This window comes from Streptomyces sp. MMBL 11-1, assembly GCF_028622875.1.
GTDB lineage: Bacteria > Actinomycetota > Actinomycetes > Streptomycetales > Streptomycetaceae > Streptomyces.
In genome coordinates, this window is sequence record NZ_CP117709.1 from 1,505,163 (window position 1) to 1,526,609 (window position 21,447).

21 protein-coding genes are annotated in these 21,447 nt (G+C 70.4%); 6 read left to right on the plus strand and 15 right to left on the minus strand.

The annotated features are described in order from the left end of the window. Nucleotide 1 precedes the first annotated feature (1 nt). The 12 genes from pgi to PSQ21_RS06380 form a co-directional block, all read right to left on the minus strand. A complete protein-coding gene (gene pgi, locus PSQ21_RS06325) occupies nt 2–1,660 on the minus strand; it encodes a glucose-6-phosphate isomerase (protein ID WP_274029415.1) in 1,659 nt (552 codons plus the stop codon). A 225-nt stretch (nt 1,661–1,885) separates the two neighbouring features. Continuing rightward, on the minus strand, nt 1,886–2,221 hold the full coding sequence (locus PSQ21_RS06330) for an RNA polymerase-binding protein RbpA (RefSeq protein WP_006123681.1): 336 nt from the start codon (nt 2,219–2,221) through the stop codon (nt 1,886–1,888). 110 nt (nt 2,222–2,331) lie between these two features. Beyond that, on the minus strand, nt 2,332–2,562 hold the full coding sequence (gene secG / locus PSQ21_RS06335) for a preprotein translocase subunit SecG (RefSeq protein WP_397988897.1): 231 nt from the start codon (nt 2,560–2,562) through the stop codon (nt 2,332–2,334). Between the two features lie 122 nt (nt 2,563–2,684). Further along, nucleotides 2,685–3,461: a triose-phosphate isomerase gene (gene tpiA, locus PSQ21_RS06340; RefSeq protein ID WP_274029417.1), complete on the minus strand. Its 777-nt coding sequence runs from the start codon at nt 3,459–3,461 to the stop codon at nt 2,685–2,687. A 6-nt stretch (nt 3,462–3,467) separates the two neighbouring features. Beyond that, complete coding sequence (locus tag PSQ21_RS06345; RefSeq protein ID WP_274029418.1) at nt 3,468–4,679, minus strand: phosphoglycerate kinase; 1,212 nt, start codon at nt 4,677–4,679, stop codon at nt 3,468–3,470. 288 nt (nt 4,680–4,967) lie between these two features. After that, the gene (gap, locus tag PSQ21_RS06350; protein ID WP_274029419.1) at nt 4,968–5,978 is read right to left on the minus strand and encodes a type I glyceraldehyde-3-phosphate dehydrogenase; all 1,011 of its coding nucleotides are present in this window, start codon (nt 5,976–5,978) and stop codon (nt 4,968–4,970) included. A gap of 261 nt (nt 5,979–6,239) precedes the next feature. After that, nucleotides 6,240–7,229 (minus strand): DNA-binding protein WhiA, encoded by a 990-nt coding sequence (gene whiA / locus PSQ21_RS06355; protein WP_003969868.1) that lies wholly within the window; start codon nt 7,227–7,229, stop codon nt 6,240–6,242. Continuing rightward, nucleotides 7,220–8,254 carry a gluconeogenesis factor YvcK family protein gene (locus tag PSQ21_RS06360; RefSeq protein ID WP_274029420.1) on the minus strand — a complete coding sequence of 345 codons (1,035 nt, stop codon included), beginning with the start codon at nt 8,252–8,254 and terminating at the stop codon, nt 7,220–7,222. Before PSQ21_RS06360 ends, whiA begins: the two co-directional genes overlap by 10 nt. After that, nucleotides 8,251–9,324 (minus strand): RNase adapter RapZ, encoded by a 1,074-nt coding sequence (rapZ, locus tag PSQ21_RS06365; RefSeq protein WP_274029421.1) that lies wholly within the window; start codon nt 9,322–9,324, stop codon nt 8,251–8,253. Before rapZ ends, PSQ21_RS06360 begins: the two co-directional genes overlap by 4 nt. Beyond that, entirely contained in the window at nt 9,321–11,414 is a 2,094-nt protein-coding gene (uvrC, locus tag PSQ21_RS06370) for an excinuclease ABC subunit UvrC (RefSeq protein WP_274029422.1), read from the minus strand. The genes rapZ and uvrC overlap by 4 nt, the downstream gene beginning before the upstream one ends. A 185-nt stretch (nt 11,415–11,599) precedes the next feature. Continuing rightward, complete coding sequence (locus PSQ21_RS06375; protein ID WP_274029423.1) at nt 11,600–12,523, minus strand: hypothetical protein; 924 nt, start codon at nt 12,521–12,523, stop codon at nt 11,600–11,602. 4 nt (nt 12,524–12,527) lie between these two features. Next, the gene (locus PSQ21_RS06380) at nt 12,528–13,139 is read right to left on the minus strand and encodes a papain-like cysteine protease family protein (RefSeq protein ID WP_274029424.1); all 612 of its coding nucleotides are present in this window, start codon (nt 13,137–13,139) and stop codon (nt 12,528–12,530) included. Nucleotides 13,140–13,364: 225 nt separating this feature from the next. Here PSQ21_RS06380 and PSQ21_RS06385 point away from each other — a divergent pair, with 225 nt between their 5' ends. After that, nucleotides 13,365–14,291 carry a hypothetical protein gene (locus tag PSQ21_RS06385; protein ID WP_274029425.1) on the plus strand — a complete coding sequence of 309 codons (927 nt, stop codon included), beginning with the start codon at nt 13,365–13,367 and terminating at the stop codon, nt 14,289–14,291. Nucleotides 14,292–14,381: 90 nt separating this feature from the next. Here PSQ21_RS06385 and PSQ21_RS06390 read toward each other — a convergent pair whose 3' ends face one another. Next, nucleotides 14,382–14,810 (minus strand): Rieske (2Fe-2S) protein, encoded by a 429-nt coding sequence (locus PSQ21_RS06390; RefSeq protein ID WP_274029426.1) that lies wholly within the window; start codon nt 14,808–14,810, stop codon nt 14,382–14,384. 319 nt (nt 14,811–15,129) lie between these two features. Continuing rightward, nucleotides 15,130–18,180, minus strand: a complete 3,051-nt coding sequence (uvrA, locus tag PSQ21_RS06395) for an excinuclease ABC subunit UvrA (RefSeq protein ID WP_274029427.1) — start codon at nt 18,178–18,180, stop codon at nt 15,130–15,132. Nucleotides 18,181–18,355: 175 nt separating this feature from the next. Between uvrA and PSQ21_RS06400 the strand changes: the two genes are divergently transcribed. The 5 genes from PSQ21_RS06400 to PSQ21_RS06420 are packed head-to-tail and all read left to right on the plus strand — an operon-like array spanning nt 18,356 to nt 20,856. Continuing rightward, on the plus strand, nt 18,356–19,045 hold the full coding sequence (locus tag PSQ21_RS06400; RefSeq protein WP_274029428.1) for a maleylpyruvate isomerase family mycothiol-dependent enzyme: 690 nt from the start codon (nt 18,356–18,358) through the stop codon (nt 19,043–19,045). 10 nt (nt 19,046–19,055) lie between these two features. After that, entirely contained in the window at nt 19,056–19,709 is a 654-nt protein-coding gene (locus PSQ21_RS06405; RefSeq protein ID WP_274029429.1) for an MBL fold metallo-hydrolase, read from the plus strand. 36 nt (nt 19,710–19,745) lie between these two features. Continuing rightward, entirely contained in the window at nt 19,746–20,195 is a 450-nt protein-coding gene (locus PSQ21_RS06410; protein ID WP_266403951.1) for an HNH endonuclease signature motif containing protein, read from the plus strand. Beyond that, nucleotides 20,192–20,668 carry a hypothetical protein gene (locus PSQ21_RS06415; RefSeq protein WP_274029430.1) on the plus strand — a complete coding sequence of 159 codons (477 nt, stop codon included), beginning with the start codon at nt 20,192–20,194 and terminating at the stop codon, nt 20,666–20,668. The genes PSQ21_RS06410 and PSQ21_RS06415 overlap by 4 nt, the downstream gene beginning before the upstream one ends. Further along, entirely contained in the window at nt 20,656–20,856 is a 201-nt protein-coding gene (locus tag PSQ21_RS06420; protein WP_274029431.1) for a hypothetical protein, read from the plus strand. The genes PSQ21_RS06415 and PSQ21_RS06420 overlap by 13 nt, the downstream gene beginning before the upstream one ends. A gap of 43 nt (nt 20,857–20,899) precedes the next feature. Here the strand turns inward: PSQ21_RS06420 and PSQ21_RS06425 are convergent, their stop codons facing one another. Continuing rightward, nucleotides 20,900–21,439 carry a GNAT family N-acetyltransferase gene (locus PSQ21_RS06425; protein WP_266403958.1) on the minus strand — a complete coding sequence of 180 codons (540 nt, stop codon included), beginning with the start codon at nt 21,437–21,439 and terminating at the stop codon, nt 20,900–20,902. Nucleotides 21,440–21,447 lie beyond the last annotated feature (8 nt).

The following is a 21,447-nucleotide window of genomic DNA, read 5'->3' on the forward strand; positions in this document are numbered from 1 at the left end:
TTCAGCGCCCGCGCAGCGTGCGGTAGGCGTCGACCAGGGCGGCGGTGGAGCTGTCCAGCTGCCCGGCGTCCGCTCCCCCGCTCTCCGTCAGGAGCGGTTCGATCTTCTTGGCGAGGACCTTGCCGAGCTCGACGCCCCACTGGTCGAAGGAGTCGATGTTCCAGATGGCGCCCTGGACGAAGACCTTGTGCTCGTACAGCGCGATGAGCTGGCCGAGGACCGAGGGGGTCAGCTTGTCGGCGAGGATCGTCGTCGTGGGGTGGTTGCCCCGGAACGTCTTGTGCGGGACCAGCTCCTCGGGCACCCCTTCCGCCCGGACCTCTTCGGGCGTCTTGCCGAAGGCGAGGGCCTGGGTCTGGGCGAAGAAGTTGGCCATCAGCAGGTCGTGCTGGGCGATCAGCCCGGGCAGCAGGTCGTGGACCGGGGCGGCGAAGCCGATGAAGTCCGCCGGGATCAGCTTGGTGCCCTGGTGGATCAACTGGTAGTACGCGTGCTGCCCGTTGGTGCCGGGCGTGCCCCAGACGACCGGTCCGGTCTGCCAGTCCACGGGGTTGCCGTCGCGGTCGACGGACTTGCCGTTGGACTCCATGTCGAGCTGCTGGAGGTAGGCGGTGAACTTGGACAGGTAGTGGCTGTACGGCAGCACCGCGTGCGACTGGGCATCGAAGAAGTTGCCGTACCAGACGCCGAGGAGGCCGAGTAGGAGCGGGGCGTTCTCCTCGGCGGGGGCGGTGCGGAAGTGCTCGTCGACGAGGTGGAAGCCGTCGAGCATCTCACGGAAGCGGTCCGGTCCGATGGCGACCATCAGCGAGAGGCCGATCGCCGAGTCGTAGCTGTAGCGGCCGCCGACCCAGTCCCAGAACTCGAACATGTTGGCCGTGTCGATGCCGAACTCCTCGACCTTCCCGGCGTTGGTCGACAGCGCCACGAAGTGCTTCGCGACGGCGTCCTGACCGGCCTTCAGCTCGGTCAGCAGCCAGTCCCGCGCGGAGGTGGCGTTGGTGATGGTCTCGATCGTCGTGAAGGTCTTCGAGGCGATGACGAACAGCGTCTCGGCCGGGTCGAGGTCGCGGACGGCCTCGTGCAGATCGGCGCCGTCGACGTTGGAGACGAAGCGGACGGTGAGCGCGCGGTCCGTGAAGGAGCGCAGCACCTCGTACGCCATGGCGGGGCCGAGGTCGGAGCCGCCGATGCCGATGTTGACGATGTTCTTGACGGGCTTGCCGGTGTGGCCGGTCCACTGCCCCGACCGGACCTTCTCGGCGAAGGCGGCCATCCTGTCCAGGACGGCGTGCACGGCCGGCACGACGTTCTCGCCGTCGACCTCGATCACCGCGTCGCGCGGGGCGCGGAGCGCGGTGTGCAGGACCGCCCGGTCCTCGGTGGTGTTGATCTTCTCGCCGCGGAACATCGCGTCCCGCAGCTCCGCGACCCCGGTGGCGGTGGCGAGTTCGCGCAGCAGGCGCAGCGTCTCGTCGGTGACCAGGTGCTTGGAGTAGTCGAGGTGGAGGTCGCCGACCCGGAGGGTGTAGGCGGTGCCCCGGTCCGGCTGCCGCGCGAACAGCTCGCGCAGCTGGGGTGCGCCGAGCTCCTCACGGTGCTTGGCGAGAGCCTGCCACTGGGGCGTCTGGTCGAGCTTGGTTCGGCTTACTGCGTTCATCCCGGATATCAGCCCACTTCTTCTCGTCACTCAGCATCCCCGCTGCCCCTCCAACCTAATTGATCGAGGAGGCGGACGGCGCGGAGGAGCGCGGTGGCGCGGGAACGCGGGACGGCCGGACACCCGTGGGGTGTCCGGCCGGTGAACGACTGGGTGGTCCGTGGAACGGTGGGGCCGCGAGCGGGCGTGCCGGGCATCGCCCGGCGGACGACCGTGTGACGACGGTCAGATCTCGCCCCGGAGTTTGGCCAGCGCCTCGGCGAGGATCGCCTCGCCGTCCTCGTCGCTCCGCCGCTCCCGTACGTACGCCAGGTGCGTCTTGTACGGCTCGGTGCGGGGCGGGTCGGGCGGGCTGTCCTTGTCCTGGCCGGCCGGGAAGCCGCAGCGCGGGCAGTCCCAGGTGTCCGGCACCTGCGCGTCATGGGCGAAGCTCGGCTGCGTCTCGTGCCCGTTCGAGCACCAGAAGGAGATGCGGGCGCGCGGCGCGGACTCGCCCCGCTCCGCCTCCCCCATCGGCCCCGCTCCGACCCGGCTTCCCCGGATCGCGTTGCCACTTGCCACGGTCGTAACTCCCTGCGTGATGGTGCTCGAGCGATGCCCCAGTCTACGTAAGGCCCAACGCGCGTCCAGTGGAAGGAGTTACACCGTCACCGGCAGGCGCGGACGACGGGTCAGTTGTCCAGCTTGATGAGCAGGCCGAGTACCACGACGCACGCGAACCAGACCAGACCGACCACGACGGTGATCCGGTCGAGGTTACGCTCGGCGACGGAGGAGCCACCGACGGAGGACTGCATTCCGCCACCGAACATGTCGGAGAGGCCGCCGCCCTTGCCCTTGTGCATGAGCACCAGCAGCATCAGCAGCAGGCTGAAGACGATCAGAGCGATCTGGAACGCCATAACCACGGCTGGTCCCTACTTTCCGGAATTCTCGACTACTGCGTGTACGTACACCGGGGGCCGAAGGGCGACTGGCCCCTCCGGCCCCCGCAAGGGTACGACGGATCCGCGCTACCGCATACTCACTGGTCGCGGAAGCGGACGATCTTGACGAACTCGTCGGCGTCCAGTGCGGCGCCGCCGATGAGGGCGCCGTCCACGTCGGGCTGCGCCATGATGGCCGCGACGTTGCCGGACTTCACCGAGCCGCCGTACTGGATACGGACGGCGTCGGCCAGCTCCTGCGTGTACAGCTCGGCCAGCCGGCCCCGGATCGCGCCGCAGACCTCCTGGGCGTCCTCGGGGGTGGCGACCTCGCCGGTGCCGATGGCCCAGACCGGCTCGTAGGCGATCACGATGGTCTCGGCCTGCTCGGCGGGGATGTCCTTCAGGGCCCCGTCGAGCTGCGCGAGCGTGTAGGAGACCTGGTCACCGGCCTTGCGGATGTCCAGGCCCTCGCCGACGCAGAGGATCGGGGTCAGGCCGTGCTTGTAGGCGGCCTTCACCTTGGCGTTGCAGATCTCGTCACTCTCGCCGTGGTACTGGCGGCGCTCGCTGTGGCCGACGGCCACGTACGTGCAGCGCAGCTTGGCGAGCATGGGCCCGGAGATCTCACCGGTGTACGCGCCGGAGTCGTGCGCCGAGATGTCCTGGGCGCCGTACTTGATCTTCAGCTTGTCGCCGTCCACCAGGGTCTGTACGGAGCGCAGGTCGGTGAAGGGCGCCAGGACGGCGACCTCGACGGCCTCGTAGTCCTTGTCGGCCAGGGCGAAGGAGAGCTTCTGGACGTGGGCGATGGCCTCGAGGTGGTTGAGGTTCATCTTCCAGTTGCCCGCCATCAGCGGGGTGCGGGTGGTCATGAAAGGTCAGTCCTCCAGTGCGGCGAGCCCGGGAAGCGTCTTGCCCTCGAGGTATTCGAGACTCGCGCCGCCACCGGTCGAAATATGTCCGAAAGCATTCTCGTCGAAGCCCAGGATGCGAACGGCCGCGGCGGAGTCGCCACCGCCGACGACGCTGAACGCCGACGAGTCGACGAGCGCCTGGGCGACCGCGCGGGTGCCGTCGGCGAAGTCGGGGTGTTCGAAGACGCCCATCGGGCCGTTCCAGAAGACGGTGGCCGCGTCGGCGAGCTTCGCTGCGTAGAGCTTGTTGGTCTCCGGTCCGTTGTCCAGCCCCATCCGGCCGGCCGGCATGGCGTCGGCGGCGACCGTGGTGGGGTGGGCCGGGGCCTTGGTCTTGAGGTCCGGGAAGGACGGGGCGACCACGACGTCGACGGGGAGCACGAACTCCACGCCCTTGTCCTCGGCCCGTCGCAGGTACTCCTGGACGGCCGGGATCTGGTCCTCCTGGAGCAGCGAGCTGCCGACCTCGTGGCCCTGGGCCTTGAGGAAGGTGTACGCCATGCCGCCGCCGATGAGGATGCGGTCGGCCCGCTCCAGCAGGTGGTCGATCACGCCGAGCTTGTCGGAGACCTTCGCGCCGCCGAGGACGACCGCGTACGGCCGCTTGACGTCGGTGGTGAGCTTCTTCAGGACGCCGACCTCGGTGGCGATGAGGTAGCCCGCGTAGTGCGGGAGGCGGGCCGGGAGGTCGAAGACCGAGGCGTGCTTGCGGTGCACGGCGCCGAAGCCGTCGCCCACGTAGAGGTCCGCGAGCTCGGCCAGCCGGTCGGCGAAGGCGCCGCGCTCGGCGTCGTTCTTGGACGTCTCACCGGCGTTGAAGCGGAGGTTCTCGACGACCGCGACCTGGCCGTCGGCGAGGCCCGCGACCACGGCGCGGGCGGACTCGCCGACCGTGTCGGTGGCGAAGGCGACCTCGGATCCGAGGAGTTCGCCCAGGCGGGCGGCGGCGGGCGCCAGCGAGAAGGCCGGGTCCGGGGCGCCCTTGGGGCGGCCGAGGTGCGAGGCGACGACGACGCGCGCGCCGGCCTCGGCGAGTTTGGCGATCGTCGGGACGACGGCGCGGATACGGCCGTCGTCGGTGATCGTGGTGCCGTCCAGCGGCACGTTGAGGTCGGCGCGGACGAATACCCGCTTGCCCGCGACCCCTTCGGCGAGAAGTTCGTCGATCGTCTTCATCTGTTCCGTTTACTCCTTGGAAGGACCGATGAGCATGCTAGGCCGTGTCGACAAACTGCCGTCGTCCGGCCGCCCGGCCGGGCCGCGCGGCGTCTGGTGCGTGCGATCGCAAGGCGCCGCAATGGTCTCGTAGCGGAGCTACTTGGCCATTGCGGCAACGCCGCGAGCGTGCGTGCCAGACGCCGCGCGGCAGGCGGAAGTTTGTCGACACGGCCTAGGGGCTCGACCGGCGCGTCGTTGCGCCGGTCGAGCCCCTTGCTCACATCGTGGTGCCGCCGACCCCGAGGATCAGAGCTGCTCGCCGACGAAGACCGTGAGGTCGACGAGGCGGTTGGAGTAGCCCCACTCGTTGTCGTACCAGCCGAGGATCTTCACCGTGCTGCCCTCCTGGACCATGGTCAGGGAGGAGTCGAAGGTGCAGGACGACGGGTCGCCGACGATGTCCGAGGAGACGATCGGGTCCTCGGTGTACGTCAGGAAGCCCTTGAGGGCGCCGTCGTCGGAGGCCTTCTTGAACGCGGCGTTGACCTCGTCCTTGGTGACCTCGCGCTGGAGGGTGACGACCAGGTCGGTGGCGGAGCCGGTCGGGACCGGGACGCGCATCGCGATGCCGTCGAGCTTGCCCTTGAGCTGCGGGAGCACCAGGGCGGTGGCCTTGGCGGCGCCGGTGGTGGTCGGGATGATGTTCTCGGCGGCGGCGCGGGCGCGACGCAGGTCCGAGTGCGGGAAGTCCAGGATCCGCTGGTCGTTGGTGTACGCGTGGACCGTCGTCATCAGGCCCTTGACGATGCCGAAGTTCTCGTCGAGAACCTTGGCCATCGGCGCCACACAGTTGGTGGTGCAGGAGGCGTTGGAGATGACGTTGTGGTTGGCCGCGTCGTACTGGTCCTGGTTGACGCCCATCACGATGGTGATGTCCTCGTCCTTGGCCGGAGCCGAGATGAGGACCTTCTTGGCGCCGCCCGCGATGTGCTTCTCGGCGTCGGCCTTCTTGGTGAAGATGCCGGTCGACTCGATGACGATGTCGACGCCCAGCTCACCCCAGGGGATGTCGGCCGGGTTGCGCTCGGAGAGCACCTTGATGGTGTGACCATCGACGGTGATGGTGTCGGCGGTGTGGCTGACCTCTGCCTTGAGACGACCCAGAATGGTGTCGTACTTCAGCAGGTGGGCCGTGGTCGCAGTGTCACCCAGGTCGTTGACAGCCACGATCTCGATGTCCGCACCCTGCTCCAGCAGAGCGCGGAAGTAGTTGCGGCCGATGCGGCCGAAGCCGTTGATGCCTACGCGGATCGTCACGAACCGATCTCCTCGTTAGGTACGCCGGTTTTCGACGCCGGCGAGTTGTATAGGGATGTCCCCGACCGCTTCCGACCCTACCTCTCCGAGGGCCCGGGGGTGACATCGAGAGGGCCGGTAAGCGCCACCGGAAACGACGAGAGGTCCGTACTCGCCAGTAGGAGTACGGACCTCCGTCCCGTCCCCCGGGACCTGGGTCCCGGGGGATCGGGACCCGGGTCCCGACGGGTGCGGGACCAACGTCCCCTGTCTGTCGCCGTCTCAGCCGACCAGGCCGTCGGCGAGCTCCTCGCTGAGGGTCGACTCGGTGCCCGGGATACCCAGGTCCTGGGCCCGCTTGTCGGCCATCGCCAGCAGCCGGCGGATCCGGCCGGCGACCGCGTCCTTGGTCAGCGGCGGGTCGGCGAGCGCACCCAGCTCCTCCAGCGAGGCCTGCTTGTGCTCCATGCGCAGCCGTCCCGCGGCGGCCAGGTGCTCGGGGACCTCCTCGCCGAGGATCTCCAGCGCGCGCCCCACCCGGGCCCCGGCGGCGACCGCGGCGCGGGCCGAGCGGCGCAGGTTCGCGTCGTCGAAGTTGGCGAGCCGGTTGGCTGTGGCGCGGACCTCGCGCCGCATCCGCCGCTCCTCCCAGGCGAGCACCGCGTCGTGGGCGCCGAGCCGGGTCAGCAGGGCGCCGATCGCGTCGCCGTCGCGGACCACCACACGGTCCACCCCGCGCACCTCGCGGGCCTTGGCGGCGATGGAGAGCCGGCGCGCCGCACCGACCAGGGCGAGGGCCGCCTCCGGTCCCGGGCAGGTGACCTCCAGGGAGGAGGAGCGGCCGGGCTCGGTGAGCGAGCCGTGGGCGAGGAACGCTCCGCGCCAGGCGGCCTCGGCGTCGCAGGTGGCCCCCGAGACCACCTGCGGGGGAAGCCCGCGGATCGGACGGCCGCGGCCGTCCACCAGACCGGTCTGCCGGGCCAGCTGGTCACCGCCCGCCACCACCCGTACGACAAAGCGTGAGCCGCGGCGCAGTCCGCCGGGGGCCATCACGATCAGCTCCGAGCTGTGCCCGAAGATCTCCAGGATGTCGCGCTTGAGGCGGCGGGCGGCGTTGCCCGTGTCCAGCTCCGCCTCGATCACAATCCGGCCGCTCACCAGGTGCAGGCCGCCCGCGAACCGAAGAATCGCCGAGACCTCTGCTTTCCTGCAGCAGGTCCGGGTGACGGGAAGATGAGAGATTTCGTTCTTCACCGCTGGCGTCATCGCCATGGGCCGATCCTTCCATGCATCCGAAAAATACGGTCGTACGCGGCGGCCAACAGCTCCTGATCATGGACCGGAACGCCGTCGGGCGATGCCACCGGCGCCAGCTCGACCGCGGCTCCGAGCCGTAGTGCGGCATCGGCGAGGGAATCACGGTCGGGCACGGCGGCCTCATCGGCCAGCACCACGTCCAAGGCGAGTTTAGGGGCGTGTCGTCCCAAAACCTCCAAATGACGCTGCGGTGAGAAGCCTTCTGTTTCACCGGGCTGGGGTGCGAGGTTCAACGAGAGGACCTTGCGAGCCTTCGTGGTGACCAGTGCGTCGAGCAGTTCCGGCACGAGCAGGTGCGGGATCACGGAGGAGAACCAGGAGCCGGGACCGAGCACCACCCAGTCGGCGTCCAGGACCGCCTCCACGGCTTCCGGGACGGCCGGCGGGTCGGGCGGGACCACGTGCACGGACTGCACCTCGCCGGGCGTGAGCGCCACCGTGGCCTGGCCGCGCACGGTGACGATCGCGTCGGGCAGGTCGGGGTCGTGGCCCTTGACCAGCGCCTGGAGTTCCAGCGGTACGGCCGACATCGGCAGCACCCGGCCGTGCGCGCCGAGCAGCTTGCCGACCAGGTCGAGCGCTTGCACGTGGTCGCCGAGCTGCTCCCAGAGGGCCACGATCAGCAGATTGCCGACCGCGTGCTCGTGGAGATCCCCCTTGGACTCGAAGCGGTGCTGGATGACCTGGGACCACGTACGGCCCCAGTCGTCGTCGCCGCACAGTGCGGCGAGCGCCTTGCGCAGGTCGCCGGGGGGCAGCACGCCCAGCTCCTCGCGCAGCCGGCCGCTGGAGCCGCCGTCGTCGGCGACGGTGACCACAGCCGTGAGATCGCCGGTGATCCGGCGCAGCGCCGCCAGGGACGCCGAGAGACCCATGCCGCCGCCGAGCGCGACGACCTTGGGCTGAGCACCGCGCTTGCGGCCGGAGAGCGCCGAGGTGGCGCGGCTCAGGCGGCGCATCCGCAGATTGCGTCCGGTCACTCTCGCCCCATGTCGCGGTGCACGAGGACGGTCTCGACGCCTTCGGCGGCGAGGCGGGCCGAGAGCTTCTCCGACATGGCGACGGAGCGGTGCTTGCCGCCGGTGCAGCCCACGGCGATGGTCACGTACCGCTTGCCCTCGCGGCGGTAGCCGGCGGCGATCAGCTGGAGCAGCTCGGTGTACTGGTTGAGGAACTCCTTGGCGCCCGGCTGGTCGAAGACATAGTCGGACACCTCCGCGTTGACGCCGGTGAAGGGGCGCAGCTCGGGGACCCAGTGCGGGTTGGGCAGGAAGCGGCAGTCGACGACCAGGTCGGCGTCGACGGGCAGGCCGTACTTGTAGCCGAAGGACATCACCGTGGCCCGCAGCTCCGGTTCCGACTCTCCCGCGAACTGGGCGTCCATCTTGGCCCGCAGCTCGTGCACGTTGAGGCTGGAGGTGTCGATGACCAGGTCGGCGTCGCCGCGCAGCTCGCGCAGCAGGTCGCGCTCGGCCGCGATGCCGTCGACGATGCGGCCGTCGCCCTGGAGGGGGTGCGGGCGGCGGACGGACTCGAAGCGGCGCACCAGGGCGTCGTCGGAGGACTCCAGGAAGACGATCCGCCGCGTGACGTGCTTGGCCTCCAGATCGGCGAGGGATTCGCGGAGGTTGTCGAAGAAGCGCCGGCCGCGTACGTCGACGACGACGGCGATCCGGGCCACGTTGCCCTGCGAGCGGGCGCCGAGCTCCACCATGGTGGGGATCAGCGCGGGCGGCAGGTTGTCGACGACGAACCAGCCGAGGTCCTCCAGACACTTGGCGGCGGTGCTGCGGCCGGCCCCCGACATCCCGGAGATGATCACCAGCTCGGGGATGGCCGCCTCACCCGTCTCGTTCGGGGTGTTCGTACTCACGTCTGCTGCTCCGTCTGCTCGGTCTGCGGTGTCTCGGTCGGTGCGGTCGAGGGCGTCGCGGTCGGTGACACCGCGGTCCGCGACATCGCGGTCGGTGTTGTCACGGTCGGTGATGTCGCGGTCCGCGGTCTCGTGCGCCGCGCTGTCCTGTGCGGTCCCGTGGCTCTTCTCGGTCATGAGCTGCCCCCGTCGTCCTCTTCAATGATCTCTCCTGTGGCCGTGTTCACGGCAGGTGCCGCGGGAGCGGTCGAGGCGAGGGCGGCGGCCACCGATTCCGCCGTCCTTCGCCCTATCCCGGGGACCTCGCAGATCTCGTCGATTGTCGCTTGCCGGAGCTTCTTCACCGAGCCGAAATGCTTGATGAGGGCCTGCTTCCGGGTCTCGCCGAGGCCGGTCACGTCGTCGAGGGGGCTGCTGCGGATGCGCTTGGCGCGTTTGGCGCGCTGGTAGGTGATGGCGAAGCGGTGGGCCTCGTCCCGGATGCGCTGGAGGAGGTAGAGGCCCTCGCTGGAGCGGGGCAGGACGACCGGATCGTCGTCCTCGGGGAGCCAGACCTCTTCGAGGCGCTTGGCGAGGCCGCAGACCGCGATGTCGTCGATGCCCAGCTCGTCCAGGGCACGCCGGGCGGCGGCGACCTGGGGCTGCCCGCCGTCGACGACGACGAGCTGCGGCGGGTAGGCGAACCGCTTGGGGCGGCCGTCGTCCTCCCGGGGCTCGGTCCCGTCGCCCGGCGGGGCGGCGGCCGGAGCCGGGGCGGGGACGGGACCGGTGACGGCGGGGACGGGGCCGGGGACAGAGCCGGTGGCGGCGGGGGCAGGGGCAGAGCCGGTGGCGGTCTCCGGTGTCTCCTCCCATTCCCCCGTGCGTTCCTTGTCCTGGAGGTAGCGCTTGAAGCGGCGGCCGATCACCTCGTGCATCGAGCGGACGTCGTCCTGACCCTCGAAGCCCTTGATCTGGAAGCGGCGGTACTCGCTCTTGCGGGCGAGGCCGTCCTCGAAGACGACCATGGAGGCCACCACGTCGTCACCCTGGAGGTGGGAGATGTCGTAGCACTCGATGCGCAGCGGCGCGGTGTCCAGCCCCAGCGCCTCGGCGATCTCCTCCAGGGCGCGGGAGCGGGTGGTCAGGTCGGAGGCGCGCTTGGTCTTGTGCAGTCCGAGCGCCTGCTGGGCGTTGCGCTGGACGGTGACCATGAGGTCCTTCTTGTCGCCGCGCTGCGGAATGCGCAGGCTGACCTGGGAGCCCCGGCGCTCGGCGAGCCACTGGGAGACGGCTTCGGCGTCCTCGGGCAGGGCGGGGACCAGGACCTCCTTGGGGACGGCGTCGCCGCGCTCTTCCCCGTACAGCTGCTGGAGGGCGTGCTCGACGAGGCCGGAGGTGTCGACCGCCTCGACCTTGTCGGTGACCCAGCCGCGCTGGCCGCGCACCCGGCCTCCGCGCACGTGGAAGATCTGGAGGGCGGCCTCCAGCTCGTCCTCGGCGACGGCGATCAGGTCGGCGTCGGTGGCGTCGGCGAGGACGACGGCGCTCTTCTCCATGGCCCGCTTGAGGGCCTCGGCGTCGTCGCGGAGGCGGGCGGCCCGCTCGTACTCCATCTCCTCGGCCGCCCGCATCATGTCCTTCTCCAGGCGGCGGATGTAGGTGCCCGTGCGGCCGGCCATGAAGTCGCAGAAATCCTCGGCCAGCTCCTGGTGTTCCTCGGGGGTGACCCGGCCGACACAGGGGGCCGAGCACTTGCCGATGTAGCCCAGCAGGCAGGGGCGGCCGGTGCGCGCGGCGTTCTTGAAGACCCCGGCGGAACAGGTGCGGACGGGGAAGACGCGGAGCATCAGGTCGACCGTCTCGCGGATCGCCCAGGCGTGGCCGTAGGGACCGAAGTAGCGCACGCCCTTCTTCTTGGCGCCGCGCATGACCTGGACGCGGGGGAACTCCTCGTTGAGCGTGACCGCGAGGTAGGGATAGCTCTTGTCGTCGCGGTACTTGACGTTGAACCGGGGGTCGAACTCCTTGATCCAGGAATACTCCAGCTGGAGCGCCTCGACCTCGGTGGAGACGACCGTCCATTCGACGGAGGCGGCGGTGGTGACCATCGTGCGCGTCCGGGGGTGGAGGCCCGCCAGGTCCTGGAAGTAGTTGGCCACGCGTTGGCGCAGGTTCTTGGCCTTCCCGACGTAGATCACCCGGCGGTGCTCGTCGCGGAACTTGTAGACCCCCGGGGAGTCGGGGATCTGTCCCGGCTTGGGGCGGTAGCTGGAGGGGTCTGCCATGTCTCACACCCTACTTGCGGGCAGTGACAGCGTGTCCTCCTCGGGTGGTGCCGCGCTCCGGGGTGCCGTGGGGGTGTTCGCACCCCGGGGCGCGGGCCCGCGCCCCGGTGGAGCCCACCGTCGGCGTGTTTCGAAAGCAGCGCCGTCCGCCCTGATGGCGGACGGCGATACTTCGGGGCCACTCCCTAGGCGTCCGTGGCCGGGGGCCGCCCGGCACGGTTCCGGCGGCGCAGCGCGGCGGCCCCGCACAGGGCCAGCGCGAGCAGCGCACCGGCCCCGGCGGTGGTGGAGACGGCGGTCAGGGCCGTGTCCGGCGCGCCGGACGCCGGGGCGGCGAGCACGGGGCTGTCGGCGGTGCCCGGTGCCCGGTCCGGGACCGGGCCGGGAGCGGGCGCGGCCGCCGGGGCTCCCCCGGTGCCGGTGGCCGCGTCGGGGCCGTAGCCGCCGGCCTTGCCGGAGCGGGCGTATCCGGAGCCGGGCAGCTTGTCGCCGTACGCCTCCTGGACGCGGGCCCGGTAGGCGCTGAGCGCGGTGCCGCGGGCGCCCACGGCGGCCTTCGCGTCCTCGTCCAGCGGGAGTACCCGGGAGCCGTTGTGGACGTACCAGGCGTCGATCTGCGGTTCGCGGAACACGGTGCCGCCGGGAAGCGCACGGGCCCCCTGCGCGGTGTAGCGGGCCTCGTCGTCGCCGGTGGCGATGTTCACCACCTGCCACCGGTCTCCCCCGTCCGCCCCGGGAACGGTCCACAGGGAGGCCTTCTGGCCGTCGGAGGAGACGGCGGTGCTGGCCAGGTAGTCCACGGTGCTCGGGGCGGCCCCCCGGTGTCCGGCGACGAAGGCGGCGGAGAGCGTGCGCACGGGAACGGCCTTCCCCTCGATCCTGGGGGCGCTCGCCGCCCTGCTCACCGCGCCCTCCCGGGCGAAGAACCGCGACAGGGTGTCCAGGGTCGCGGACTCGGTGGCGGCCTCGTGGGCCGCTTCGAGGGTGGCGGCGGTCAGCTTCGGCGGGACCGCCCGGCCGTCGTCGGCGAGGGCGGGGGCGGCGGTGGTGAACAGGGCAGCGCCGGTGAGGGCGGTGGCGACGGCGATGCGCCGGGTGGTGGAGTTCATGACCTCACGCCCCGATCCGGTAGAGCGAGTGGGTCCAGGAGAACTCGTTGTTGTTGACGTACCAGGCGTGCGAGGCCCAGTTGTAGCGGTCGCTGGAGGGCCACGGGTCGCCCCAGTAGACCCAGCTGTTGGCGTCGTCGTACCCGTAGATGACATGCATGTGGCCGCCGCCGGACGACCACTGGATACGGGTCTCGATGGGGCGCCGGGCCGATATCTCGGCCTGCACGGTCGGGTAGCGCAGCCAGCCGGTGACGTAGCTGCCGGGCCTGACCCCGGCCCAGGACAGTCCGGTCTGGACGTTGCCCAGGGTGGCCTGCGAGTTGGGGCACTGGGAGTTCTGGCCGCGGTTGAAGGCGGCGTTGCAGAACTGGTTCTGGGAGTAGTTGCGGCCGAACCAGGCGGCGATGGTGGTGCCGCCGGCCGCCCAGCACCAGTTGCTCTGCTGTTGCGCCTGCATGGTGATGTTGAGCCGCTGGGCGGCGGCGACGGTGGAGCCCGTCGCCCCGTCCGGGGACTGGGCGGCGGTGGCGGTGCCCGCGGGGACGGCGAGCAGGACGGCGGCCAGGAGGGCGGTGAACGAGAACCTTCCGGGCCTGACTCTTCGGTTGCGCATGGCGTTCCTCCCAATGCGGGGGTGGGGATCGGAGGAGCGCGTCCGGACGCTGACGATGAGCATCCGGCGTTGTCCGGAGCAGGTCAACACGCTTCAATGCGAGGTGACATCACGGTGTGAACGGCACGGCGTCCGTGTGAACGGTCTGTCCCGGTCACCTGCTCCCCCGCGTCCCCCGGGGGCGGTGTCGCCACTCCCCACGTGAACGTTCACCGGAGGCCCGCCATGCGGCAGACCGAGACCGAACTGGCAGAGGTTCTGCGCACCGGACCGTTCCATCTGGCGTTGCGCACCGCTCTGTCGGTGCGCGGACTGCCGCTCCAGCGGGTGCGGCACCATCTGGCGCACCGGGGCGTCAAACTCGGGGTGACCAGTCTCAGTTACTGGCAGCAGGGGGTGCGCCGGCCCCGGCGGGCCGAGTCGCTGCGGGCGGTACGGGCGCTGGAGGAGGTGCTCGCGCTGCCGGACGACTCGCTGTCGCGGCTGCTGCGCGACGGTGACGCCCCGGCGGACGGGGACCGCCCTGCCGCCCGTTCCTACCGGTCGCTCCTGGAGGCGTCGGGCTCGGTGGAGCGGCTCCTCGCGGCGATGGAGTCACCGGTGGACGGCGGCCTGCACACCGTGGGGCACCAGGAGCGGGTACGGATCGGGGCGCGGCGCGAGCTGGCCGGCCGCACGTCGCAGCACGTGGTGCGCGCGCACCGGGACGGCGTCGACCGCTATCTCGCGGTCCACCGGGGCGACCCCGGCTGCGACCCCTCACGGATCGCGGTGCGGGCCCTGGAGAACTGCCGGACGGGCCGGGTCCGCTGGGACCGCGACGCGGGGGTGCTGGTGGCGGAGCTGCTCTTCGACACCCGGCTGCGGTCCGGTGAGACGTACCTCTTCGGTTACGGATTCGAGGACGGTACGGGCGGGGCCGGCGGTGAGTACGTGCGCGGTTTCACCTTCGGGGGCGGGCAGTACGTGCTCCAGGTCGGCTTCGACGAGGCGGCGCTCCCGGTGCGGTGCCGCCGGTTCGCCCAGGCGTCGGCGGGGGCGGCGCGCGGGGCCCGCGAGGACCTCACCCTGAACGGCCGGCACCGGACCGTGCACCTGGTGGAGGAGAGCGTGCGGCCCGGTCTGATCGGGGTCGACTGGGACTGGGAGTGAGCCTCGACGCGACGGCGGGCCTTTCGGCGCCGGGGCACGGTCACGTGGTGGGCGCCGGGGCCCGACGGCGCGTCGGGGTGCTGTTCCGCGTCAGGCGTCGGGGGCCGCGACGAGCTTTCCGCCCTCGGCGGTGACCGGGACGGCGGGCAGCGGCACGGTCGCCGGACCCTTCACCGGCTTGCCGGTGGTCATGTCGAAGCGGCTGCCGTGGCAGGGGCAGTGGCCTTCGGTGCCCTCGACCTTGTCCAGGACACAGCCGCCATGGGTGCACTGGGCGCTGAACGCCTTGTACTCGCCCTTCGCCGGGCAGACGACGACCAGGCGCTGCTCGCGGTAGAGCTTGGCCCCGCCCACGGGCACCTCGGAGGCGGCCCCGAGGTCGACGGGGGCGGTGGGGGTGGGGTTCTCGGCGTGGCCGAGCTTGGACTCGGTGGAGCAGGCGGCCGCTCCCAGCCCGGCGGCGCCGGCGAGCGCGGCGCCCTTCAGCACGGTACGGCGGGCGGCGGGCAGGCCGGGCATGCGGACTCCACGGGTTGTCGTTCGGGGTGGATCACGGTGGGGCTGGTTGTTCCGGGGGCGGATCAGGGCGGATCCGCGTCGCCCGGCAGGGCGGGGCGGCGACGGCGGCCCTGCGTGCCGGTGACAGAACCGACGATACCGGTGGGGATCCCCAGCCCCGCGACCGGGCCGGAGCGGCCGCCCCGACGGGCGGCGGCGGCCCCCTTGGTGCTGTGGGGACCGCCGTCGGCGAGGCGCGGGCGGCTGCCGGGCCGGGCGACCGCTCGGGCCTCGCCCGGGCCTTGCTCAGGCCTCGGACTCGCTCAGGCCTCGGACTCGCTCAGGCCTTGCGGGCGCGGGTGGTCTTCTTCGCGGCGGCCTTCCTGGTGGCGGCCTTGGCCGTACCCGCCTTGGCGCCCGCGGCGTTCGCCTTGGTCACCGCGGCCTTCTTGGCCGCGGCTGCCGTCTTCTTCGCCGGGGTGGTCCTGCGGGCGGCCGCCTTGCGGGTCGTGCTCCGCCCGGAGGGCACCGCGGCCTCGCTGACGCGGTCCGCGTCCAGGATGGACTGGAGGAACTTGCCGGTGTGGCTGGCGGGGACCGAGGCGACCTGCTCCGGCGTGCCCTCGGCGACCACCAGGCCACCGCCGTTGCCGCCCTCGGGGCCCATGTCGACGACCCAGTCGGCGGTCTTGATGACATCGAGGTTGTGCTCGATGACGATGACCGTGTTGCCCTTGTCCACCAGGCCGGAGAGCACGGTGATCAGCTTGCTGATGTCCTCGAAGTGCAGACCGGTGGTCGGCTCGTCCAGGACGTAGACCGTGCGGCCGGTGGAGCGCTTCTGGAGCTCGCTCGCCAGCTTGACGCGCTGCGCCTCACCGCCGGAGAGCGTTGGCGCGGACTGCCCCAGCCGCACATACCCGAGGCCGACCTCGTTGAGAGTGCGGAGGTGGCGGGCGATCGTCGGGACGGCCTCGAAGAACTCCAGGCCCTCCTCGATCGGCATGTCCAGCACCTCGGCGATGGACTTGCCCTTGTAGTGGACCTCCAGGGTCTCCCGGTTGTAGCGCGCTCCGTGGCAGACCTCGCACGGGACGTACACGTCGGGCAGGAAGTTCATCTCGATCTTGATGGTGCCGTCGCCGGAGCAGTTCTCGCAGCGGCCCCCCTTGACGTTGAAGGAGAAGCGGCCCGGCAGATAGCCGCGCACCTTCGCCTCCATCGTCTCGGCGAAGAGCCGACGGACGTGGTCGAAGACTCCGGTGTACGTCGCCGGGTTGGACCGCGGGGTCCGGCCGATGGGCGACTGGTCGACGTGCACCACCTTGTCGACGAGGTCGTCGCCGTCGACCCGGGTGTGGCGGCCGGGGACCGACTTGGCGCCGTTCAGCTCGCGGGCCAGGTGGGTGTAGAGGATGTCGTTGACCAGCGTCGACTTCCCGGACCCGGAGACGCCCGTGACGGCGGTGAGGACGCCGAGCGGGAAGGAGACGTCGATGTCCTGGAGGTTGTTCTCCCGGGCGCCGTGCACGGTGAGACGGCGGTCCGGGTCGACCGGGCGGCGGATGTCGGGGGTCGGGATGGACCGCTTGCCGGACAGATACTGGCCGGTGATGGACTCCTTGTTGGCCAGGAGCTCCTTGAGCGAGCCGGAGTGGACGACCTTGCCGCCGTGCTCGCCCGCGCCGGGGCCGATGTCGACGACCCAGTCGGCGACCTTGATGGTGTCCTCGTCGTGCTCGACGACGATGAGCGTGTTGCCCATGTCGCGCAGCCGGACCAGGGTCTCGATGAGCCGGTGGTTGTCGCGCTGGTGCAGACCGATGGACGGCTCGTCCAGGACGTACAGCACGCCGACCAGGCCGGAGCCGATCTGGGTGGCCAGCCGGATGCGCTGGGCCTCGCCGCCGGACAGGGTGCCGGCCGCGCGGTTCAGCGACAGATAATCCAGGCCGACGTCGACGAGGAACCTCAGCCGCTCGTTGACCTCCTTGAGCACCCGCTCGGCGATCTTCTTGTCGCGGGCGTTCAGCTTGAGGCGGCCGAGGAACTCGGCGCACTCGCTGATCGACATCGCGGCGACCTCCGCGATGGACCTCTCCATCACCGTCACCGCGAGCACGATCGGCTTCAGCCGGGTGCCCTCGCAGGTCGGGCAGGGCACCTCGCGCATGTAGCCCTCGAAGCGCTCCCGGCTGGAGTCGCTCTCGGCCTCGGTGTGGCGCCTCTTGACGAACTGCACCGCACCCTCGAAGGCGGGGGTGGTGTAGGCGCGCTCGCGCCCGTAACGGTTGCGGTAGCGGACCTCGGTCTGGATCTTGTGGCCGAAGAGCAGGGCCTTCTTGGCCCGCTGCGGCAGCCCGGCCCAGGGGATGTCCGTACGGAAGCCGAGCGCTTCGGAGAGCGCGCCGATGAGGCGGCCGAAGTACTCCTTGGTGTGGCCGTGGGACCAGGGGTGGATCGCGCCCTCGTCGAGGGACTTCTCCTCGTCCGGGACGATCAGCTCCGGGTCAACCTCCATGCGGGTGCCGATGCCGGTGCAGTCGGGGCAGGCGCCGAAGGGCGAGTTGAAGGAGAAGGAGCGCGGCTCCAGCTCCTCGAAGGAGAGGTCGTCGTACGGGCAGTAGAGGTGCTCGGAGAACATCCGCTCGCGCTCGGGGTCGTCCTCGGGGAGGTCGACGAAGTCGAGCACGACCATGCCGCCGGAGAGGCCGAGCGCGGTCTCGACCGAGTCGGTCAGCCGGCGCTTGGCGCTGTCCTTGACCGTGAGGCGGTCGACGACCACCTCGATGGTGTGCTTCTCCTGCTTCTTGAGCGTGGGCGGCTCGGCGAGCTGGATGGTGGCGCCGTCGACCCTGGCCCGGCTGTAGCCCTTGGTCTGGAGGTCGGCGAAGAGGTCGACGAACTCGCCCTTGCGCTCGCGCACCAGCGGTGAGAGGACCTGGAAGCGGCTGCCCTCGGGCAGGCCGAGGACCTTGTCGACGATGGCCTGCGGCGACTGGCGGGAGATGGGGCGATGGCACTCGGGGCAGTGCGGCTTGCCGATCCTGGCGAAGAGCAGCCGGAGGTAGTCGTAGACCTCGGTGATGGTGCCGACCGTGGAGCGCGGATTGCGCGAGGTCGACTTCTGGTCGATGGAGACCGCCGGGGAGAGGCCTTCGATGAAGTCGACGTCCGGCTTGTCCATCTGGCCGAGGAACTGCCGGGCGTACGAGGAGAGCGACTCGACGTAGCGGCGCTGCCCCTCGGCGAAGATCGTGTCGAACGCGAGGGACGACTTGCCCGACCCGGAGAGCCCGGTGAAGACGATGAGGGAGTCGCGGGGCAGATCGAGCGAGACGTTCTTCAGGTTGTGCTCGCGCGCGCCACGGACGATGAGACGGTCGGCCACGCCGGTCCGCACCTTTCTAGAGAGAAGCGGGGGAACTGAGCCCCTCTCCCAGGGTATGGGGGGCGCCTCAGCGGTGTAGGAAGCTTTCGTTTCCGAGCGTATAGCACGCACATTCGATTTATGGCCACGCTCTGACTCCTTCACCCGAATGAGTGTCGGAGCTAGGCTCGGCCGCATGATTGATCATGCGCACGACCTGGGAGCTGTACGCGAAGCGACCGAACGGCTGCTCGACGCAGTCGGCAAACTGGACGACGCCGCTGTCGCCGAGCCGTCACGGCTGCCCGGATGGAGTCGGGGCCATGTTCTGGCCCACCTGTCACGTAACGCCGACGCGATCGGAAATGTTCTCCGGGGACGCCCGATGTACGCGAGCAGCGAAACCCGGGACGCCGACATCGCCGACGGCGCCCCCCGCCCGGCGGCCGAGCAGCTGACCGACCTGCGGGAGAGCGCGGACCGCTTCCTGGCGGGCGCCGCCGAACCCGCCGACTGGTCGCGTACGGTCACCCTGCGCAACGGGGTGACGGACTCCGCGGCCCGGGTGCCCTTCCGGCGCTGGGTCGAGGTGGAGCTGCACCACGTCGACCTGGACGTCGGCTACGAGCTGGAGGATCTGCCGGCGGAGTTCGTCACGCGGGAGATCGCCTTCCTGGCCGAGCGCTTCCTGGGCAACCAGGAGGTGCCCGCCACGGCGCTGACCGACCTGGACGGCCGCACCTGGAGCACCGGCGGCGGCCCGCCGAGCGCCCTGGTCACGGTGCAGGGGCCCGCCGCCGAGCTGCTGGGCTGGCTCTGCGGACGCCGTGACGGCTCCGCCCTGACCGTGGCCGGGGGCCCTCTCCCCGCGCTGCCCCCGCTATAGGCTGATCCGTATGACGTACAGCGGAGCGGTGAGGGTCGGCGGACCGGCGAGCGTGCACGAACTGACGGATCTGATGATCTCCAAGGTCGCGGTCGGCGGGATGAACAACAACGCCTATCTGCTGCGCTGCCGGGCGACCGGTGAGCAGCTGCTGATCGACGCGGCCGCCGAGCCGGAGACCCTGCTGGCGCTGATCGGTGACGACGGAATCGCCTCCGTCGTCACCACCCACCGGCACGGGGACCACTGGCAGGCGCTGGCCGAGGTGGTCGGGGCGACCGGCGCCCGGACGTACGCGGGCCGCTACGACGCCGAGGGCATCCCCGTGCCGACCGACGTCCTGGTCGAGGACGGCGACACGGTCACGGTCGGCCGGGTCGAGCTGACCGCCCGCCATCTGGTCGGTCACACCCCGGGCTCCATCGCCCTGGTCTACGACGACCCGCACGGCGCTCCGCATCTGTTCACCGGGGACTGCCTGTTCCCCGGAGGCCCCGGGCGGACAACAAACCCTAGTGAGTTCACGTCGCTCATGGACGGCCTTGAAGAAAAGATCTTCGGGGTCCTTCCGGACGAGACCTGGATTTACCCGGGGCATGGAAACGACACCACCCTCGGCGACGAACGTCCTCTGCTCGGCGAGTGGCGGACGCGAGGCTGGTAGACGCCTGGGGCCTCTCCGAACAGGAGAGAGGCCCTCATGCAGAACGAACCGAAGTACTTCCCTTACGGCTCGTCGCGCCCACTCACCCGGCTCCGCCAGTACAAGCGGTGGATCCAGAACGGGTGGGCGCTCGACCTGAACGACGCGGTCCGGCTCAACGGGCTGCTGCGCCGTAACGCTCACTACGCGCTGATCAACTACGAGGCCGACCGCTACCCGGTGCGGCAGGCTCAGATCATGGTCCGGCGGCGGGAGCACCTCACCAAGGTTGTGCTGGCCGCGGCTGTGTCGTGCACGGTGTGTGGTGAGACCGGGCCGACCCGGATCACGCACATCGTTCCGCCGTCCCAAGGGGGCACGGACTCGTTGCGGAACCTGGTCCCGTGCTGTGAGGACTGCTGCCAGCAGGTGGGCGAGTGGCCGGAGAAGCCGAAGTGGCCCCAGTCCTCGTTCGCGCGGGACGTGGCGTTCCGGTTGGGGCTGTGATGTTCGCGGCGAAGGACACCGAGACTGGGATGCTGTGGTTCCGGCTGCGGGACTGTGCCGCACTGTTCGGGTCGTTGTTCTGCAACGGGTGGACGTCGTTGGGGGCGCTGGTCCGGACGGACTGCACGTTCCTCCCCGAACAGGGGCCCCGTAAGGACTTCGATCACGCGATGGTCCGGGACCTGGGGCTGACGGTCCTGGCGGAGTGGAACGACCCGGACGTGTGGCTGTGGATGCGCGGCGAAGGGCCCTCCATGCCGCCCCCTCTGCTGAACGAGGTGTACGGGGTGATCCGGGAGCCGCAGCAGCTGTTCCACGGGTCGCTGCAAGGCAAGTCGTTCAGCCCGCAGGCGCAGGGGTGGAGGTGCTCCCGGTGCGGCCGGTTCCCCTCGCGGATGTCGATGGCCGGTCGTCTCGACGGTGTCCCTATGTATGTGTGTTCGGGGAGTGAGGTGTCCCTGTGCCTGTCCTGAAGTTCACGTACAACAAGGCGCTGCACCGCCGGGGAACAAGGGGCTATCAGGGGGTGTGTTCGTGGCATGCCGGGGAGTGCGAGAAGAAGCCGCGGTGGTCGATGTACACGCCGATGGGCTGGCAGGCGGTGTGTAAGGCAGGGCTGGAAGCGATCGAGAGGCGGTACGGGAAGCCGGTGAAGGGCTGACCTGTACGGAGGGGGACACGCACCGTGTCCCCCTCCTGCTTTGTCAGAGGCGCTTGGTGAGGGACTCGAACACCGGGGAGTTCTCGAACGGCTGGATGTCGCCGAGCTTCTCCCATCCCCACGCATAGTACGCCGACCGGGCGGGGGTGTTGTTCGGGTCGACGAGGATCGTTCCCAGCGTCTCGGAACGCCCGGCGAGCAGTTGGTCGTGGAGGAGGTGGGCGATGCCCTGGCGGCGTGCCTGCGGGCGGACCATTAGCTCGGAGATCGCGAAGACCTTCTCCTGCTTCGTCAGGTCCAGAACCTCGGCCGGTACGTCGCCCTTGAAGCCGCCCCACCAGCCGCCTGATGGAGCTATGCCGAACCCGAAGATGTACCCGAGGAGGGTGTCGTCGTCGAGGGCCTGGACGAGTTCGAAGCCGGGGCGCTGTACGTAGCTGGACAGCCGGTCGAGGAACCCGTTGCGGGAGCGGAACGCCCCGTCGAGCTTCTCGGCGTAAGCCTCCTCGTACACATCAGCGAGCACCTCACGGTCTCGGTCCGCTTGTGCACCATCGAGTCGCCGGAACGTCCAGTCCGCCATGGTTCTCC

What these genes read in the sequence shown, in the direction of transcription:
- pgi (WP_274029415.1), bottom strand. Translation starts at nt 1,660, where the DNA reads ATGAACGCAGTAAGCCGAACCAAGCTCGACCAGACGCCCCAGTGGCAG.
- secG (WP_397988897.1), bottom strand. Translation starts at nt 2,562, where the DNA reads ATGGCGTTCCAGATCGCTCTGATCGTCTTCAGCCTGCTGCTGATGCTG.
- tpiA (WP_274029417.1), bottom strand. Translation starts at nt 3,461, where the DNA reads ATGACCACCCGCACCCCGCTGATGGCGGGCAACTGGAAGATGAACCTC.
- PSQ21_RS06345 (WP_274029418.1), bottom strand. Translation starts at nt 4,679, where the DNA reads ATGAAGACGATCGACGAACTTCTCGCCGAAGGGGTCGCGGGCAAGCGG.
- whiA (WP_003969868.1), bottom strand. Translation starts at nt 7,229, where the DNA reads ATGGCGATGACGCCAGCGGTGAAGAACGAAATCTCTCATCTTCCCGTC.
- rapZ (WP_274029421.1), bottom strand. Translation starts at nt 9,324, where the DNA reads ATGACCGAGAAGAGCCACGGGACCGCACAGGACAGCGCGGCGCACGAG.
- uvrC (WP_274029422.1), bottom strand. Translation starts at nt 11,414, where the DNA reads ATGGCAGACCCCTCCAGCTACCGCCCCAAGCCGGGACAGATCCCCGAC.
- PSQ21_RS06375 (WP_274029423.1), bottom strand. Translation starts at nt 12,523, where the DNA reads ATGAACTCCACCACCCGGCGCATCGCCGTCGCCACCGCCCTCACCGGC.
- PSQ21_RS06380 (WP_274029424.1), bottom strand. Translation starts at nt 13,139, where the DNA reads ATGCGCAACCGAAGAGTCAGGCCCGGAAGGTTCTCGTTCACCGCCCTC.
- PSQ21_RS06385 (WP_274029425.1), top strand. Translation starts at nt 13,365, where the DNA reads ATGCGGCAGACCGAGACCGAACTGGCAGAGGTTCTGCGCACCGGACCG.
- PSQ21_RS06390 (WP_274029426.1), bottom strand. Translation starts at nt 14,810, where the DNA reads ATGCCCGGCCTGCCCGCCGCCCGCCGTACCGTGCTGAAGGGCGCCGCG.
- PSQ21_RS06400 (WP_274029428.1), top strand. Translation starts at nt 18,356, where the DNA reads ATGATTGATCATGCGCACGACCTGGGAGCTGTACGCGAAGCGACCGAA.
- PSQ21_RS06405 (WP_274029429.1), top strand. Translation starts at nt 19,056, where the DNA reads ATGACGTACAGCGGAGCGGTGAGGGTCGGCGGACCGGCGAGCGTGCAC.
- PSQ21_RS06410 (WP_266403951.1), top strand. Translation starts at nt 19,746, where the DNA reads ATGCAGAACGAACCGAAGTACTTCCCTTACGGCTCGTCGCGCCCACTC.
- PSQ21_RS06425 (WP_266403958.1), bottom strand. Translation starts at nt 21,439, where the DNA reads ATGGCGGACTGGACGTTCCGGCGACTCGATGGTGCACAAGCGGACCGA.